The sequence below is a fragment of the Mesoflavibacter zeaxanthinifaciens DSM 18436 genome, from assembly GCF_000422365.1.
Lineage (GTDB): Bacteria > Bacteroidota > Bacteroidia > Flavobacteriales > Flavobacteriaceae > Mesoflavibacter > Mesoflavibacter zeaxanthinifaciens.
The window spans coordinates 358,181-376,411 of record NZ_KE383820.1 but is presented as its reverse complement, the minus strand read 5'-3'; the positions used below and the strand labels follow the sequence as shown (position 1 = coordinate 376,411).

15 protein-coding genes are annotated in these 18,231 nt (G+C 29.8%); 8 read left to right on the top strand and 7 right to left on the bottom strand.

Going from position 1 to position 18,231, the window contains the following annotated elements; translation table 11 throughout:
• Window positions 1–245: 245 nt before the first annotated feature.
• A complete protein-coding gene (locus H574_RS0113805; RefSeq protein WP_027881145.1) occupies window positions 246–2,204 on the bottom strand; it encodes a putative porin in 1,959 nt (652 codons plus the stop codon).
• Between the two features lie 140 nt (window positions 2,205–2,344).
• On the opposite strand from H574_RS0113805, the gene H574_RS0113800 reads away from it, so the two are divergent.
• From H574_RS0113800 to H574_RS0113790, 3 genes are read left to right on the top strand one after another with little or no spacing between them, the layout of a single operon-like run.
• Window positions 2,345–2,944: a ribonuclease HII gene (locus H574_RS0113800; RefSeq protein WP_027881144.1), complete on the top strand. Its 600-nt coding sequence runs from the start codon at window positions 2,345–2,347 to the stop codon at window positions 2,942–2,944.
• Between the two features lie 33 nt (window positions 2,945–2,977).
• Window positions 2,978–5,389, top strand: coding sequence for a DUF3352 domain-containing protein (locus tag H574_RS0113795; protein ID WP_027881143.1), 2,412 nt, complete (start codon window positions 2,978–2,980; stop codon window positions 5,387–5,389).
• An 8-nt stretch (window positions 5,390–5,397) separates the two neighbouring features.
• Complete coding sequence (locus tag H574_RS0113790; RefSeq protein ID WP_027881142.1) at window positions 5,398–6,447, top strand: nucleoid-associated protein; 1,050 nt, start codon at window positions 5,398–5,400, stop codon at window positions 6,445–6,447.
• A gap of 38 nt (window positions 6,448–6,485) precedes the next feature.
• Here the strand turns inward: H574_RS0113790 and lipB are convergent, their stop codons facing one another.
• Genes lipB through H574_RS14600 form a run of 3 tightly spaced genes read right to left on the bottom strand, consistent with a single transcriptional unit; the run spans window position 6,486 to window position 8,162 of the window.
• Window positions 6,486–7,196: a lipoyl(octanoyl) transferase LipB gene (gene lipB, locus H574_RS0113785; RefSeq protein WP_027881141.1), complete on the bottom strand. Its 711-nt coding sequence runs from the start codon at window positions 7,194–7,196 to the stop codon at window positions 6,486–6,488.
• A 4-nt stretch (window positions 7,197–7,200) separates the two neighbouring features.
• A complete protein-coding gene (locus H574_RS0113780; RefSeq protein ID WP_036227664.1) occupies window positions 7,201–7,962 on the bottom strand; it encodes a hypothetical protein in 762 nt (253 codons plus the stop codon).
• A gap of 41 nt (window positions 7,963–8,003) precedes the next feature.
• On the bottom strand, window positions 8,004–8,162 hold the full coding sequence (locus H574_RS14600) for a YqaE/Pmp3 family membrane protein (protein WP_081653219.1): 159 nt from the start codon (window positions 8,160–8,162) through the stop codon (window positions 8,004–8,006).
• Window positions 8,163–8,338: 176 nt separating this feature from the next.
• On the opposite strand from H574_RS14600, the gene lysS reads away from it, so the two are divergent.
• The 4 genes from lysS to H574_RS0113760 all read left to right on the top strand — a co-directional run bounded on the left by lysS (window position 8,339) and on the right by H574_RS0113760 (window position 13,422).
• Entirely contained in the window at window positions 8,339–10,033 is a 1,695-nt protein-coding gene (lysS, locus tag H574_RS0113775) for a lysine--tRNA ligase (protein ID WP_027881139.1), read from the top strand.
• A 148-nt stretch (window positions 10,034–10,181) separates the two neighbouring features.
• Window positions 10,182–12,233 carry a response regulator gene (locus H574_RS0113770; protein WP_027881138.1) on the top strand — a complete coding sequence of 684 codons (2,052 nt, stop codon included), beginning with the start codon at window positions 10,182–10,184 and terminating at the stop codon, window positions 12,231–12,233.
• A gap of 223 nt (window positions 12,234–12,456) precedes the next feature.
• Window positions 12,457–12,930 (top strand): hypothetical protein, encoded by a 474-nt coding sequence (locus H574_RS0113765; protein WP_027881137.1) that lies wholly within the window; start codon window positions 12,457–12,459, stop codon window positions 12,928–12,930.
• 135 nt (window positions 12,931–13,065) lie between these two features.
• Window positions 13,066–13,422: a hypothetical protein gene (locus H574_RS0113760; protein ID WP_027881136.1), complete on the top strand. Its 357-nt coding sequence runs from the start codon at window positions 13,066–13,068 to the stop codon at window positions 13,420–13,422.
• Between the two features lie 78 nt (window positions 13,423–13,500).
• Here H574_RS0113760 and hemL read toward each other — a convergent pair whose 3' ends face one another.
• From hemL to H574_RS0113745, 3 genes are read right to left on the bottom strand one after another with little or no spacing between them, the layout of a single operon-like run.
• The gene (gene hemL / locus H574_RS0113755) at window positions 13,501–14,778 is read right to left on the bottom strand and encodes a glutamate-1-semialdehyde 2,1-aminomutase (RefSeq protein ID WP_027881135.1); all 1,278 of its coding nucleotides are present in this window, start codon (window positions 14,776–14,778) and stop codon (window positions 13,501–13,503) included.
• A gap of 3 nt (window positions 14,779–14,781) precedes the next feature.
• A complete protein-coding gene (locus tag H574_RS0113750) occupies window positions 14,782–15,594 on the bottom strand; it encodes a glucosaminidase domain-containing protein (RefSeq protein WP_027881134.1) in 813 nt (270 codons plus the stop codon).
• A 4-nt stretch (window positions 15,595–15,598) separates the two neighbouring features.
• Window positions 15,599–16,522, bottom strand: coding sequence for a 1-aminocyclopropane-1-carboxylate deaminase/D-cysteine desulfhydrase (locus H574_RS0113745; protein ID WP_036227663.1), 924 nt, complete (start codon window positions 16,520–16,522; stop codon window positions 15,599–15,601).
• A gap of 282 nt (window positions 16,523–16,804) precedes the next feature.
• On the opposite strand from H574_RS0113745, the gene H574_RS14505 reads away from it, so the two are divergent.
• Window positions 16,805–18,229, top strand: coding sequence for a hypothetical protein (locus tag H574_RS14505; protein ID WP_027881132.1), 1,425 nt, complete (start codon window positions 16,805–16,807; stop codon window positions 18,227–18,229).
• Window positions 18,230–18,231 lie beyond the last annotated feature (2 nt).

Here is an 18,231-nt window from a genome sequence, read left to right as displayed (position 1 = left end):
TTTTTATCTTTTTTTCAAATCTGTTTTTTCAACCTATATAATACACTTAATGCTCCTTTTAAATCTTATACTTTTATGTAGAGTATATATATATTATTACTTATTTCTTATAAACATTTAAATAGTGTTTCAACTATATATAATATTAATACTTCTTATAAATCTAAAACATTAATCAATTTAAATCATACCAGGAAAAAAAGCACTAGCCGTAAAAATAATTAAGTTCTGTACTTAAAAGAATTCTACATAAAGAAATCCCATACCAACCCAAAACGAACAGCAAAATCTCGAAATGGTTGGTTTGGTGCTGAATAATAATTATATCCTGTAAAAGCTGCATTGAAGTGCTCTGCCTTTAAAAAGATTCTTGTTTGACGAATTTTAGCATTAATGAAAAAGTCTAATCTAGGGAACCCACCATACTCTTGCTGATTTTGCGTATAAAATTCTGCCAACAAAGGATCATAACCATTCATATTATATTTTGTGAAATAATTAAATATCACACCTGTTTGAAGAAACATCGCTTTTTTAAACACGTGATTTGAATAGTACAATGTATTACGTGTTACTATTTGAGGTACATTTAATGTATTATTCTCATCGGAGACATTTTGATATAGTACCGTATTATCTAAAGCGAAGTTTTTATATCGTATTTCTTTTTGAAGTTTTGCTCTAAGATATGTAATTGTAGCACTATTTTGAAAAGGCTTTACGTTATCATCTTCGTTTTTTGCAAAATACACATTGTCTGTTATGGTGTTAAAGTCTAATGATAGGTTTACGTATTTATCTGATTTAATGTCAAAAACTATTTGTTGTGTCTTTATATTGTTGAAATTATTTTTCCAGTTATAATTTACATAGTCACTTTGATACAATAAAGTATTAAAGTTTGGTGCCACAGTATGATGATTAATACCTACAGAAGCATCAAAGTTTTCACTTAACTTATAACCTGCTTTTGCGGATAGATAATTAGAATCATAATCACCCACGATGTTTAATTGTGCTTCTCCGGATAATAAGAAACCTTTATATTGTTTTTTATACTTTCCGCCAACACTTAATATGTCTCCTTTAATCCTATTAGGTATTGTCCCAGAATCTAAATACAATACTTTATTGTAACCATAATTATAATTATTATGACTTGCATTAAATTGTATGTTACCTATTGTTTTATTTGTATAATCTAGTCGCAATTGATTGTAAAAACGCTCATACTCATTTCTGTCTACTAGATTTGAGGTCTTAAAAGCTTCTCCAAAATAGTCATTACTACTACTTTGTTCAAACTTGTATATTTTATCCTCTAGCATCATTATATGCCCCACTTGTAACTTATTGGTTTGTGTAGAATCGTTTTGTTTAATGATATCATATGTATGGTTAAGATAAAATCGTTTTCCTAAAAATAAGCTTTCGGCATTTTCAAAATTTACTTCAAAAACACCTCTATCTAAGAAATCTTCATCTCCAGTTTCAAAAAACTCAATACTTTCATCTGTAATACCACCATTTTCTTCATTTAAAATATCTTGAGAGGTAAAGTGCATATTAGCTATATATCTATTGTTTTTAGTCTTATAGCTTGCTGTCATCCTTAAGTTTCCGGTACTTGATAAAGAATTTTGATAAAACCCTAAAGATCGCATTCCTTTATATGCAATAGATAAATTAAGTCGTTTTGATGTGTTTACCGTAAAAAAAGCATCTAATTGCTGACCTTGTGTAAAAGCTGTTTTATAGTAAATCTCTGTTAAAGGTGTCGGGACATGGTAATAATTAACATCTTCTGCGTCTAAATAATTAAAATGTTTTGCGTTAGCACCAAATTTGGGCAATAAATTATTATCACTAAAATTATGCGTTAAACTATTATACGTTTGTCCAACATTGGCAAAAGGCATTAAACCAAAATCATCACGTCTTAAATAATTATATTTATACTCTTTTTTTATAGATAAGGTTGTATCTAAATAAGTAGAGTCTCTTTCTGGAGTAATTATTAGATATTGTGTTATTTCTGTGTCTTCAAATTTGACTTTTTTCCATTTTTTTTCTCCTCCTTGACCAATAGAATCCATTAACTCTTGATCTTCTTTTGACACATCTGACTTCCCTCCAAGTTTTCTTTGAGCAAAACCAAATACTGTAAACATTATTAAAATTATACTGAAAATTATTTTTTTCATTAATTGCTGACTATTTTAGTCTTTTAATTTTTAAATTATCTAAGTGCCAAAAATAGCAAATATCTTTATGGTATTTGATTTTTAGTAAAGAAAGGCATAAATCTGTAATTTTTTAAACGTTTTATTATTCATTTTATTTAATGCTTAAACTAAATTTTTCTGGCTTTAACCTTGAATGCGGAACAGACGAAGCTGGTCGTGGTTGTCTTGCTGGTCCCGTTACTGCTGCTGCTGTTATATTAAAACCTGATTTTAAAAACTCTATTCTTAACGACTCTAAACAGATAAGCGAAAAAAAACGCGACATTTTAAGACCTGTTATAGAAAATGAAGCTTTATGTTTTAGCTTTTCTCATATCTATCCTGATGTAATTGACGAGATAAACATTTTAAACGCATCAATTTTAGCAATGCACAATTCTATTAAAACTTTAAAAAACACACCCGAATTCATCATAGTTGATGGCAACAAGTTTAAACCTTTTAAAGAAATACCGCATGAAACTATAATTAAAGGAGATGGTAAATTTTTAAGTATTGCTGCTGCTTCGGTTTTAGCAAAAACGTATAGAGATGAGTATATGAATAAAATCCATGAAGAATTCCCTATGTATAATTGGAAAAAAAACAAAGGTTACCCAACAAAAGAACATAGAGAAGCCATTAAGGAATTTGGCGTAACAAAATATCACAGGAAATCTTTTAGACTATTACCAGAACAATTGAAATTAGAACTGTAACTTTCTATCTTTGCATAAACCCTCATAATTTATATGAAACATTTTTGGTATTACCTTTCAATAGTATTCTTATTTTTTTCTTGTAATTCGGATTCAAAAAAAGTTAAGGTTGTAGATTTTATTTCAGAAGGTGCAGATGTTGTTTTAACCATAAACAACCTAGAAGGTTTTACAAACAACCTTAATAATAATGATCTTCTTTCTTCATTAAACAAAACTAAAAGCTATCAAAATACAGTAGCTAAATTTGCCTTTATAAAAAACCTAAAAACAAAACATCCTATATATATAGGTATAAATTCTAAAAAAGAAACTGTTTTTAGTTTTACAACTAGAATATCAGATTCGATTTTTACTTTAGATAGTACAAAAAGAAAATCTCTACAATTAAAAGGGTTTTCTGCTGAAGAAATTTCAATAGACAGTTTAAAACTTTACGTAACTAAAAAAGATAGTGTTTTAATAGGTAGCAATACCAAAACCGAATTAGAGCAAATCATAAACAGTAAGCAAAAACCTGAACACATTAAAAATTTAATTAATGTCCAGGATAAAAATGCTGCATTTTCTGTAATTGCGACAAACAATTCACCTGTAAAAAGTCTATTTAAAAACGAAAAGATTACGTTTTCAAATTTCACTAATTCGTTAACTTTTGATGCAGATGTATCTCAAGACCAAATTATATTAAATGGTATTACAAAAGCAACAGATAGTAGTAACAGTTTAATTAATGTTTTTAAAAACACAATACCACAAACCAACCAACTTGCACAAATTGCTCCATCTAACAGTAATGGTTTTTTAAGTTTGACCTATAACAACTACACTACGTTTAAAAAAAATCTAAACGCTTTTACTAAGAAAAATGACACTTTAGCAAATTCACTTTTAAAAAACAGTATAGAATTTGGAGAAGTTTATTTTGAATCAGGCAACCTATTTATTATAAATACCGAAGATATTATTGCTACAGAAGAAGCCTTAATAAGCGAACAACATCTTGTAGAAACTTACCGAAATGTAGATCTGTTTAATTTTAGTAATCCTGAAATTTTCAATAATACATTAGCACCATTTATAAATAAAGTTGAAGCTAATCATTATTGTGTGTTAGATCAGTTTGTTGTATTTGCTAAAACTACCGAAGCATTAGAAAATGTTATTGCTAATTATCAAAACCAAACCACATTTAGCCACCGCGATTATTACAAAACAGTAAAATCAAAAATTAGCAATGATGCTTCAATCTTACAAATTTTAACTCCAGAAAGTTTAGAAGCAACAGTTAAACACAACTTAGATTCTGAAGAAGATTTCAACCTAAAGGGTTATAAAACTTCTGCTATACAATTTATATACGATCGCGATTTTGCACATTTCAATGCTATTTTCAAAAAAGCAAAACAAAGCTATAGAGACAATATTATTTCTGAAGTATTCAATATAAAAATTGAAAATGATGTACTTAACACGCCGCAATTTGTTACTAATCATACAAACAATCAAAAAGAAATTATAGTGCAAGACATTACTAACAAGTTGTATTTAATTTCTAATAACGGAAAAATCTTATGGACCAAACAACTAGACGGTCCAATTTTAGGTGAAGTCAACCAAATAGACATGTACAAAAACAGCAGGTTACAATTAGCTTTTGCAACTCCGCATCGTGTTTATGTTATAGACAGAAATGGTAAAGACGTAGATCCTTTTCCTCTTAAATTTAGTGACGAAATCACACAACCTTTAGCTGTTTTTGATTATGATAAAAGACGTAAATACAGATTGTTTGTCACTCAAGGTAAAAACGTATTATTATACGATGCAAAAGGGAAAACAGTAAAAGGTTTTGAATTTGAATCTGCCAAAGACTTAATTAATACACCTCCAAAACATATAAGAATTGGCTCTAAAGACTATATTGTTGTAAAAACAGATAATCATTTACACATTTTATCAAGGCGAGGTAAAACCAGAATCAAAGTAAAGCAACAATTAAATTACTCTAATCAACCAGTTTTTGAATTTAATAACGGATTTATAACAACAACAAACAACGGAAAATTAGCTACAATTGATCAAAACGGGAATGTAAACGTTGCTAATACCAATCTAAAAGAAAAACATCAACTAGTTACAACTACAAAAACATTGGTGTCTCAATCAGAAAACATACTTAATATTAAAGACAAAACGCTTAATTTAGATTTAGCAAATTACACGGCGCCAAAGTTATTTTATATCAATAATAAGATATACGTTTCGGTAACAGATGTTCAAAATCAAAAAATTCTTCTTTATGATAGTAATGCTGAAATGATTGAAAACTTCCCGGTTTACGGCACTTCAAGCATTGAACTAAACAATATTGACACAGACAATAAATTAGAATTTGTTACTAAAGGAGAAAGCAACAATATTTTAGTTTACAAAATTAACTAATAGCACTAATGATAAACAGAAACAAAGCCAGCATACTTAAATGTATAATCCATAAAGTTGGTAATAAACATAACGATACAAAAAATGCATTTTCTGAAAACGAATTACAGTTTGACGAAGAAAGCTACGAGCTAATGTTACCCTTTTTACTAAGACCTTTTACCAGCTTAGTACAAAGTCACAGATTTAATCATCACGCCAATATCGAGTTAAATGAAATTAACGCCTACTCTAAAGAAATTTTTAGTGATGATAATGCATTAGTAGAAACTTCAAAAAACATAGTAAAACATTTATACGAGCAATCTACAAGTGCACAAATTAAAACAGGAGATGTTATTGTAGCTTATTTTGATGGTATAGAATATAATGAAATGGTCATTGATGCAGTTGGTATTTTTAAAATTGAAAACAAGAGCAATTTCTTTCAAACCTATTTAGAAAATAATAGCTACGATGTTATTGTTCAAAAAGGAATCAATGCAAAAAAACTAGACAAAGGTTGTTTAATTTTAAACACTGGTGATGCAGAAGGAAAAGTAGTGCTTACCGTAGATAACAATAATTATGATGCAGCATATTGGACAGACAAGTTTTTAAACATAAAATATGCAGACGATTATAATAGTCATACCCAAAACTATTTAGAATTATGTAAAGAGTTTTCTACAGAAGTTATAAAGACCAGTTACGGATCTAAAGAAAGAAATGACTTTTTAGCCAAAACCATAGACTTTTTTAAAGAAAATGAAATTATAAATGTAGAGCGTTTTAAAGAAGAAATCTTTGAAGAAGATAAACACATAGATTTATTTGAAAGCTATAAAAAAGATTTTGAAGCAGAGCAAAACATAATTATCAGAAATCAATTTGATGTTTCTGAAAAAGTATTAACCAAAGAAAAAAAGAAAATAAAAACCGATATAAAATTAGATACGCATATTCAAATAAAACTTGATATTGACGCACCAGATGCTGCTAGTGAACATCTAGAACGCGGTTACGACGAGGACAAAAAAATGCATTACTATAAAGTATATTTTAATGCAGAAGATTAAAAACAAAAAAGCGATTTGAAATTTCAAATCGCTTTTTTTTATACTGTCGCTGTTACAAATTCAGCTTCAAAAAGAGTTTTAAAATGATTAAGCAGTTTTTCTTTTACTTCAGCTTCATCTACTTCCTTTACACCTAACTCTACATTTAAAGAAGTTACTGCTTTTCCTCTTATGCCGCAAGGAATAATATTATCAAAGTATCCTAAGTTTGCATTCACGTTAAGTGCAAAACCATGCATAGTTACCCATCTACTAGCACGTACGCCCATAGCACAAATCTTACGTGCAAACGGTGTACCAACATCTAACCAAACTCCTGTTTCGCCTTCACTACGGGTAGCATCTAAACCGTATTCTTTTAAAGTTAAAATAATAACCTCTTCAAGAAAACGTAAATACTTATGGATGTCTGTAAAAAAATTGTCTAAATCCAATATAGGATAACCAACAATTTGTCCTGGTCCATGATAAGTTATATCTCCGCCTCTATTTATTTTATAAAATGTAGCACCTTTTTCTTCTAACTGTTTTTCATCTAAAAGTAAATTAGACATATCTCCACTTTTACCTAAAGTATATACATGCGGATGCTCTACAAAAAGAAAATAGTTTGGAGTTTCTAAACCTGCATCTTCTCTTCTGTTTTTAATTTTTATATCAAGGATTTCTTTAAATAAAGTTTCTTGGTAATCCCAAGTATCTTTATAGTCTTTAAATCCTAAATCTTCTATTATTATTTGTTTATTCAATGTATTAATCTTCTAAAATTACTTCCAAATTTAAAGCTTCTGGATCTGTTACATAAGTTGCAAAAGGAAATTCTACCATTATAGTTTTTCTATCTGCACTAAACATAGCGTTATCATTATTTACAGATTTTACTGGTCTAGGAAAATGATAATTTAATTTATACGTAGAAGACCCAAACATAGCCATCATATCTTTAATACTGTCTGCTCCTTTTTGATGAGCTTCTGGATCCAGAATTTTTACAGTTCTTGTAAATGTTTTTCCGTCAAAATTATAGTCTAGTTTTGTAGCTGTATTATCTAATTGACTAAAAGGATTTGACGGATCATTAATTGGTTGCTTCTTACCCTTTTTATTACCTTCTAACTCACTAAAAGTATTCATAGCTTCAAACATATTTTGCATTTCAGAAGCATTATTAAATTCTGTAAACAACTCAAATGTCATTTGTTCTGTTTCAGGATTCATAACCATATGCATACTAAAGTTTTCTAGCTTTTTAAATTTCGCTTGTTCTTCAGCTGGTAATTTAGATATACTATCTCTTTTTTCGTCAAACAATTCTTTAAAACTAAAGGTAGAATCTATAGCTTTTTCGCCATCTTCTTTAATTTTATCTCCTGCCATTTGCATTAATTGAGAGCCGTCAAAAGAGAAAGAAATTTTACCTGATCCGTCTTCGTTGATGTAAACATCTTCAGAAAAGTTACAACTGGTTAAAAACAGAGTCATAAGACCAAAAACTAGAGTAAAAAATTTGTTCATTATAATTATTGATTAAGTTGGTTAAAGTACAAAGATACGATTTATCTGTTAGGATTGTTTACAATTATCAAAGCCGCAATAGTACCTGGTATCCAACCCAAACACCATAATATAAATACGATTAGAATTGATCCGCATCCTTTATCTAAAACGGATAAAGGCGGAAAGAAAATGCATAATAATACGCGCCAAAAAGACATAATAATTTGATTTTTAATGATTGATGATTACATATAAGACGTTTACAAAAGTTATTTGTTACAAAAAATAATTCTTATTTTAATTCAATTCTAGACGCTGCATTACGTAAAAAAATAGTTTTAATTCCTCTGTTAATATCTTATCTTTGCTAGCTAAAATTATATTCAAAATAAACATGTCACAATTATCTGAGCAAGAACTTGTAAGAAGAGAAAAACTAGGTAAATTAAGAGAACTTGGTATTAACCCTTATCCTGCGGATTTATTTCCTGTAACCGAAAACTCTAAACAAATAAAATCTCAATTTGAAGAAGGTAAAAAGGTAGTTATTGCCGGTCGTTTAATGAGTCGTCGTATTCAAGGAAATGCTAGTTTTGCCGAACTACAAGATAGCGAAGGTCGTATTCAAGTTTATTTTAATAGAGACGAAATTTGTACTGGCGAAGACAAAACAAAATACAATACTGTTTACAAAAAATTACTTGACATAGGTGATTTTATTGGTATTGAAGGCGAATTATTTACCACTAAAGTTGGTGAAAAAACAGTTTTAGTAAAAGACTTTACCTTATTAAGTAAAGCATTAAAACCTTTACCATTACCAAAAGTAGATGCCGAAGGTAATATACACGATAAATTTGATGATCCAGAATTACGTTATCGTCAACGTTATGCAGATTTAGTGGTTAACCCAAAAGTTAAAGACGTATTTGTAAAACGTACTAAACTGTTTAACGCTATGCGTCAATTTTTTAATAACTCTGGTTATTTTGAAGTTGAAACACCAATCTTACAACCAATACCAGGTGGCGCTGCTGCAAGACCATTTATTACACATCACAACAGTTTAGACATTCCTTTATATATGAGAATTGCTAACGAACTGTATCTAAAACGATTAATTGTTGGTGGTTTTGAAGGTGTTTATGAGTTTTCTAAAAACTTCCGTAACGAAGGTATGGACCGTACACACAATCCAGAATTTACCGCTATGGAAATTTACGTGGCTTACAAAGACTATAACTGGATGATGGATTTTTGCGAGCAATTATTAGAGCATTGTGCAACAGCTGTAAACGGAACAACAAAAGCGACATTTGGCAAACACGAAATAGACTTTAAAGCGCCATACGCAAGAGTGACTATGGCAGACTCCATAAAACATTTTACAGGTTTTGATATTACAGGTAAAACAGAAGCAGAAATAAGACAAGCTGCAAAAGAAATGGGTATTGAAGTTGATGAAACCATGGGTAAAGGAAAATTAATTGACGAAATTTTTGGAGAAAAATGTGAAGGTAATTACATCCAACCAACATTTATCACAGATTACCCAAAAGAAATGAGTCCGTTATGTAAAGAACACCGTGATAACCCTGAGTTAACAGAACGTTTTGAACTTATGGTTTGCGGTAAAGAAATTGCAAATGCCTATTCAGAGCTTAATGATCCTATTGATCAAAAAGAACGTTTTGAACACCAATTAAAATTAGCCGAAAAAGGAGACGACGAAGCTACAGAGTTTATAGACTACGACTTTTTACGTGCTTTAGAATATGGTATGCCACCTACATCTGGTATGGGAATTGGTATGGACAGATTAATCATGTTTTTAACCAATAACCAATCTATACAAGAAGTATTGTTTTTCCCTCAAATGAAACCTGAGAAAAAAGCAATACCAATGACAGATGAAGAAAAAGCAGTGTTTGCAATCTTAAAAGCAAATAACCCAATAGACCTTAACGAGCTTAAATCTCAATCTGGATTAAGTAATAAAAAATGGGACAAAACCATAAAAGGTTTAACCAAACTTGGTGTTGCTAAAGTCAACAAAACCGACGAAGGTTTATTTGTAGAAATAGCTTAAAACCTAAATTAATTAGCACATAAAACCTAAATTTTATCTATCGATATAATTTAGGTTTTTTTTGTAAATTGTACTAGTAAAACTAATTTACTTAAACTTAAGAAAAAGCTTATATCTTCTAAGATTATGTAAGCCAAAACCTATTACAATGTTTAAAACTTTAAACAAAAAGATTGTTATATTTCCTTTGGCTACATTTTTAGTGATAACACTAATTGTAATCACAGCTTGGCAAGAAGCTTTAAATAATAATAAAGATTTAGTTAGAGAAAGCGTCCTGCAAAATGGCAAGTTAATTTCTAAAGAATTTAAAAATATCTTTAAAGCCGATGTCTCTAGACTTGAAAATCTTAAAAACAGAATAGAATTCACCAATGGTTTATATCTAGATTATTGGGAAAAAGATGCCTCTATGCTTCTTGAGCAAAATCAATCATTTAAGTTTTTAGAATGGATTGATAGCGCTATGGTTATCAGAAAAATAAACCCTTTAAAAGGTAACCAAAAAGCTATAAACTTAGATATCTCTAAAATCGAATATAGAAGAGATGAATGGATACAACATAGCAAAGACAGTTCTGTAAACATAACACCATGGGCTAAACTAACACAAGGTGGAAATGCTTTTTTGGTAGATGTACCAGTTTATTTTGAAAATAAATTTCAAGGAACGATTACTGGCGGAATGAATTTTAAAGACAATTTTGATAAGCTGGCTAAAAACTTAAACAACCATCTTTCCATACAGCTATTTGACCATAACAACACCTTATTTTACGAATTAAATAAAGACTCAAAAACTACCAATAACATCATCTTTCAAGATAGTATCCTTGTAGATAAACTAGACAACCAAAAATGGAAACTTCAAGTAACCGCAAATAAAAACCTTTTTACAGCAAACGGAAGATACATAACCAACATAACACTTATAATTGGTCTTATTTTAAGTTTTTTAATTAGTTTATTAATCTACTTTTACCAAAGAGCAAGAGCAGAAAGAAAACTTGTTTTAAAATCTAATAAAGAGCTTTTACAAACTAACAAACAACTAAACATAGAACGTAAAAAGGCAGAAAAAGCTTCTTTAGCTAAAACAGAGTTTTTATCTAATATGAGCCACGAGATAAGAACACCTTTACACGCTATATTAGGCTTTATAGATCTTTTAAAAAGCAGCAATCTTAATAAAAACGACAAAGAATATCTAAACTTAATGAGTAAGTCCTCAAGCAACTTATTAAATATCGTAAACGATATTTTAGATATTGATAAAATCGAGTCTGGCAAACTAGAATTAACAAAAGTTAAATTTAACCCATATCAAAAAATAATTGAATTAATAGAGGTTAATCAATTTTTATTTATACAGAAGGACTTATACCTTAAAGGAAAATACATAAACATAGAAAACAAATTTGTTTTAGGTGACGAAAGTAAATTTATTCAAGTCGTAAATAACATACTTAAAAACGGGTTAAAATTCACAAATAATGGCGGTGTTACACTAACATATAATGAAGAAATTACAAACGACAACAAGTTGCAGATTAATATATCCATAGCAGATACAGGTATTGGCATACCAAAAGACAGATTAAATACAATTTTTGAAAGATTTACACAATTAGAAAACAGTGTTAAAAAACAATATGAAGGTAGTGGTTTAGGTCTTGCTATTTGTAAAATTTTTATAGAAATGATGGGTGGAGAAATTTCTGTAGAAAGCACACCTAATAAAGGAACAACATTTAATTTTCACCTAAAATATCCAATCTTAGATATCCAAAAAGAAGAAAACGTTAAGTTTGAAAACCAAAAAGACATTAACCTTAAAAATCTAAATGTATTAATTGTAGATGATAACAAATTAAACATTATTGTTCTTAAAAAAATTCTTGAAGATTTAGGAGTTAAAGCCGACTCTGCTAATAACGGAAAAGCAGGCCTAAGAAAATTTAAAGAAAAAAATTATCAGCTTATATTTATGGATATACATATGCCAGAAATGGACGGCTGGGAAGCAACAAAAAAGATTAGAGAATTTAATAAAGAGGTTATTATATTTGGACTATCTGCTAATGTAACTACAGAAGCTATAGACAAAGCTTTAGAAAGTGGCATGAATAACTATCTTTCAAAACCTTTCAAAAAAGAACACTTGTATAAGCTACTATTTTTCCATTTTAATAAAGATTAACTAGCACCAACTTTATTTTTCTAACTCAGGTCAAGTTTCTATCACTTATTTTAAAACTAGATAAATTACTTTTTATCAAAATCAACAACTATCCTTCGTTTACAAAGTATTATCAACTATTAATAAAAAATCAGATTGTTAATTAATTCACAAAAATAAAACACTATTAAACCATTTAAGTTTTTAAAAGTCAAAGTAGTAAATAACTTAAAAAACAAAACAGATGAAAAAATTAGCAATACTAGCTTTAGCATTGATCACTTTTCAAGCTAATGCACAAGACAAAAAAGAAGTAAAAAAAGAACGTAAAGAAAAAATGATGCAGTTAGAGCCTCAAGAAATGGCTGAGCTTCAAACTAAAAAAATGACTTTACATTTAGATCTTACCGAAGCACAACAAAAAAAAGTAATGGCGCTTAATTTAGAGCAAGCTAAACAACGTAAAGCCGCAATGGAAAAACGTAAAGAAGCTAAAGAAAAAGGTAAAAAACCAACAAAAGAAGAACGCCTAGCTTTTGAGAACAAAAAATTAGATGCTCAAATTGAAAATAAAAAACAAATGAAAAGCATCTTAAATGAAGAACAATACAAAAAATGGGAAACCATGTTAGAGAAAAGAGCTAGAATGAAAAGCAGAATGAAAAGAGGAAAACGTATGGAAGAGAAAAAAATGCATAAAGAGCTATCAAAAGATTAACACAATCTTAATTACTTGGTATTTTAATCACTTTAAAAGATAAAAAGCATTGATTTGTCTAATCAATGCTTTTTTATTTGTAATTATTAATCAAAAAGCGTTACTTTGAGATACAATTAATTAACTATTACTACAATGAAAAAATTATTTACTCTTTGTTTATTTGTTTTTGGACTTTTATTAACTACGCAATCAGTTAATGCACAACAAAAGTTTAGCACAGAAGTTAACCAAAAAGCTTATCAAAAAGCTGTAGAATATGGTAGACACTTAAAAGCAGACCAAGAAACACAAGAAGCTATGTACACTGCTTTTCAAGAATATTATGACAAAACAAATACATTAAACAAAACTCAAAAAATTGGTTCTAGCGGATATACTGATTTAGAAACAAAAATCAACAAACGTTTACTTACATCTTTAGAGAGTGTTTTAAATGAAGAACAATTTGGAAAATATTTAGAGTTAACAGACCAAATCAAAGACGAGTAATAATTATCATATTTATTATAAAAAAATCCGATTGAAAATTTCAATCGGATTTTTTTATTTCAAAACATACATGTTTAACTAACTAAATACAGCATCACAAGCAGCTATAGTTTTATCTAAATCTTCGTAAGTTAAAGCATCATTTAAAAACCAACTTTCAAATGCGCTTGGCGCTATATAAATACCCTGGTTTAACATACCGTGAAAAAACGTTTTAAATGTTTCATTATTCCCTTTTGCAGATGTTTCAAAATCTAAAACTTCATCTTCACAAAAATGTACCGAAATCATAGAACCTACTCTATTTATGGTATAAGTCACATTGTTTTTGTCTAAAACTTTTACTAAACCTTTATGTAAGTATTCAGTTTTTTTAGCTAAACTCTCAAAAACATTCCCGCTATTTAATTCTGTAAGCATGGCTAAACCTGCAGCCATAGCTAAAGGATTCCCGCTTAAAGTTCCTGCTTGATACACTGGTCCTAAAGGCGCAAGATGATTCATTATTTCGTTTCTTGCTGCAAATGCACCAACTGGCAATCCACCACCAATTACTTTTCCGAAGCAAACAATATCTGCCTTAATACCAAGTAATTCTTGAGCTCCACCTTTTGCTAATCTAAAGCCTGTCATAACTTCATCAAATACTAACAAAATATTATTTTCGTCACATAAAGCTCTAAGTCCTTCTAAAAAACCCGGTTTTGGAGGTATACACCCCATATTTCCTGCAACTGGTTCTAGAATTATACAAGCTATTTCATCTTTATTAGCCTCTATTAAAGATTTTACATTATCTAGATCGTTATATTTTGCTAACAAAGTATCTTTTGCTGTTCCTTGAGTAACTCCTGGACTATTTGGTGTACCAAAAGTAACTGCGCCACTTCCTGCTTGTATTAAAAACGAATCTGAATGTCCATGGTAACAACCAGCAAATTTGATTATTTTTTCTCTTTTAGTATAACCTCTAGCTAGCCTAACAGCACTCATACATGCTTCTGTACCTGAGTTTACAAATCTAATTTTATCAATATTAGGTACCATTGACACAGCTAATTCTGCTATTTTAGTTTCAATTTCTGTAGGTGTTCCAAAAGAGGTTCCTTTTTTAGCTTTATCTATTACTGCATTAACTACAGGCTCATGTGCGTGACCTAAAATCATTGGTCCCCAAGATGCTATGTAATCTATTAATTGGTTTCCATCTTCGTCATATAAATATGCTCCTTTAGCTTCTTTAACAAAAATTGGTGTTCCGCCAACAGCTTTAAATGCTCTAACAGGACTATTAACGCCTCCAGGAATTACTTTTTCTGCTTCAGCAAATAAGGCACTACTTCTTTTATAAATCATGTATTAAAAATCTTTTGGAATTGGTTTTACAAATAAAACTTGACCTACGTGTAAATCGTTACTTTGTAAACCGTTTAACGATTTTAACTGGTCTACTGTTATATTATATTTTTTTGAAATGGCATAAAGTGTATCGCCTTTTACGACAACATGTTTATCATTGTTAACGGTTTGCTTTCCTAAAACTTCAGCATCAAATCTATGTAATTGATAACGTTCTATCAAGCTTATTAACTTATCTGGATACTTTCTATCTGTAGCATAACCGGCTTTTCTAAGCTCTATTGCCCAATTTTTATAATCGTCTTTTTCTAGTGTAAAAAGTTTTGAATAACGTTTTCTTTCTTTTAAGAATAAAGAATGATCTCTGAAAGAGTATTTTGAGTTTTTATATTTTCTGAAACACTCTTGAGATGCATCGTCATCATGATATATTTTTGCTCCTGTCCAACCATGACATTTGATACCAAAATGATTATTTGCCTCTACAGATAGTCTTCCTTTACCAGAAGCAGACTCTAAAATTCCTTGCGCTAATGTAATACTAGCTGGTATACCATAATTACGCATTTCTTCTTGAGCTATATCACTGTATATTGCAATGTATTCTTCAGTTTTATTTGCATAAACTTCAGGTGTACTTTTTGGTGTTACTTCTACAACGACATCTTTTGTCTCTTCTTTATCAGTTACTTTTGGTGTTTTTTTTACAACAACTTTTGGTTTTGTTTTAGTTTTTCTAGTTGTAACTTTTCTAGAACTACCACAACTTACTATTAATATTGAAAGTAGTAAAAGCGTAAAAATTTTCTTCATTAATTTATAGAATTAACGGTTTGTTTTGTTTTTTAAGTTTCGCATTCATTCCTTCTATTCCTTGTAATCCTCCTGTATGAATGGCTAAAATCTTTGAATTTGGTTTAAAATATCCCTTTTTAATTAAATCAAAAATACCAAACATCATTTTTCCTGTATAAATTGGGTCTAACGGAATTTTATTTTCTGATTTAAATTTATTGATAAACGTAATTAAACTGTCATTTATTTTTCCGTAGCCTCCAAAATGATAATCTGTAATTAATTCCCAATTTGTACTTGTGGCAAATTTACTAATATCTTTATTTAAAAAGTCACCTTTTAATGACGAAAACCCTAAAACTTTTTGATTAGATTTTGACGCATTAATCATCCCTGAAACTGTACCACCTGTTCCAACAGCACAACACAAATAATCAAACTTACTATCCTTCTCATTTAAAATTTCTTGACATCCTTTTATGGCTAAATTATTTGTTCCTCCTTCTGGTATTAAATAAAAATCACCAAACTGTTCTTTCAGTTTTGCTATAAATTTTGGATTAGACTTATCTCTATAGTCTTTACGACTTATAAAAATAAAAGTCATTCCACAAGATTTAGCAAAACTTAGTGTAGGATTAGTGACAACTTTGTCTTTCAATTCCTCTCCTCTAATAATTCCTATAGTGTTAAAGTCTTCAGCTTTACCTGCAGATGCAACTGCTGCAATATGGTTAGAAAATGCACCTCCAAAAGTTAGCAAGGTTGTTTTATTTTCTTCTCTAGCTTGTAAAACGTTGTATTTAAGTTTTCTATACTTATTACCAGATACAAAAGGATGTATTAAATCTTCTCTCTTTATTGAAAGCTCAATATTTTTTTTATCATCTAACCAAACATTCTGATTATCTGATAAAAAATTAGAAGAAAACAAATTTAAACTCATTACTTATTTTATTAAGTACCAAACTTCAAAAAAACTGATTTAAAATAAAAAGAAAACTATATAAATAAATTTAAATACAAAATTGACCAAAAATTCATTTTTAAGCAATTAAGTGTTTTCTTACAAGGCAAAAAAACTCCTAAAAACCAGCAAAATCAGTAAAATCGGTATATGAACAATTTTAAATATCATGTTTTTTATCGATAAAAAAAGCATTTAAATATTAAAAAGTAAAGAACTGATTAATTTTGTTATTTAAAATGTTAAAAAAAACTTAAAGCAATGAAGAGAATTTCCACAAAAAAAAACACACTTGTTTTATTTGCCTTTTTAAGCTTTTATTATAGCTATTCACAAGTTGGGATTGGGACTACTGCACCAAGAGGCGCAGTAGATATAGCTTCTACCACACAAGGTTTAGTTTTCCCTAATGTAGCTCTTGTAAATACCATTACAGAAACCGCAGTTAATCCTCAAGGAGGATCTATACCTACAGGTACTGTAGTTTATAACACTGCAACATCTGGTACATCTCCAAACAATGTAGCTCCTGGTTTATACTACTGGAATGGATCTAGATGGATTGCTTTTGCAGGCTCACCTGGTGGATTAGATTGGTCTTTAACTGGTAACAGCGGTACAACTGCTGGTACAAATTTTTTAGGAACAACAGATGCGCAAGATTTAAGGTTTTTTACTAATAATAGTGAACGAGCTAGAATATTGAGTACTGGTACAATTGGAGTAAATTCTGCAGGTTCTGCCGTTAGTCAAGTTTATGTTCAAGCAGCAGGTACAAATGATGCTGTAGCTGGAAGAAATGATGATACTCTTGCTAATGCGTTTTGGGGACTAAACTTAAATACTGGCGGAACTGCTATTATTGGCGCTGCAAATGGTATTGGTGGTTACTATCCTACTACTGGAGCTGGAGTTGCTGGATCTGCTGTAGATGGATTCGGCATTAGCGGTATGGTAGGAAATGGATCACCAAATAACTCTGCACATAATGGTCATGCAGCTGGTTATTTTTCCTTAGATAGTGACAACAACCCAAGTACTAATAACACAAGTGCTTTTGCAAAAATAGCTGGAAAAGATGAACAATTAATACCTGTTTTAGGAGGTACTTCTAGAAGAATTTTATACGGTGGCTATTTTATTGGAGGTACATCAAGCGGCGGTCAATCTTATAGCTATGTTGGACTTAAATATAATCACAATAATGATGCTAATGCAACTGGAGGCACAAACTACAAAGTAGTAGGTAACGGTTCTAACTCTACTCTAGTATTAGACAAAAACAGAGAACCTAGAGTTATGTTTTCTCCTGAAGCTCCGGAAATTTTATTTCAAGATTTTGGAACAGGAAAACTGAATAATGGTGAAGCAGTCATTAAGCTAGAAAAATTACTAACAGATAATATTTACGTTGATGAAGAACACCCATTAAAAGTTTTCATTCAACTTGAGGGTGATTGTAATGGAGTTTTTGTCACAAATAAATCAGCTGAAGGTTTTACTGTAAAAGAACTATCAAACGGTAATAGTAATGTCTCTTTTTCATGGCAAATAGTAGCTAGCAGAGCTAATTCTACAGACGAAAATGGAAACATTACATCTCAACACATTGGATTAAGATTTCCTTATGGACCAAAACCACTAAAAAGAACTCCTGAAAGCTCTAAAGAAACAAAAAGAAGATAGAA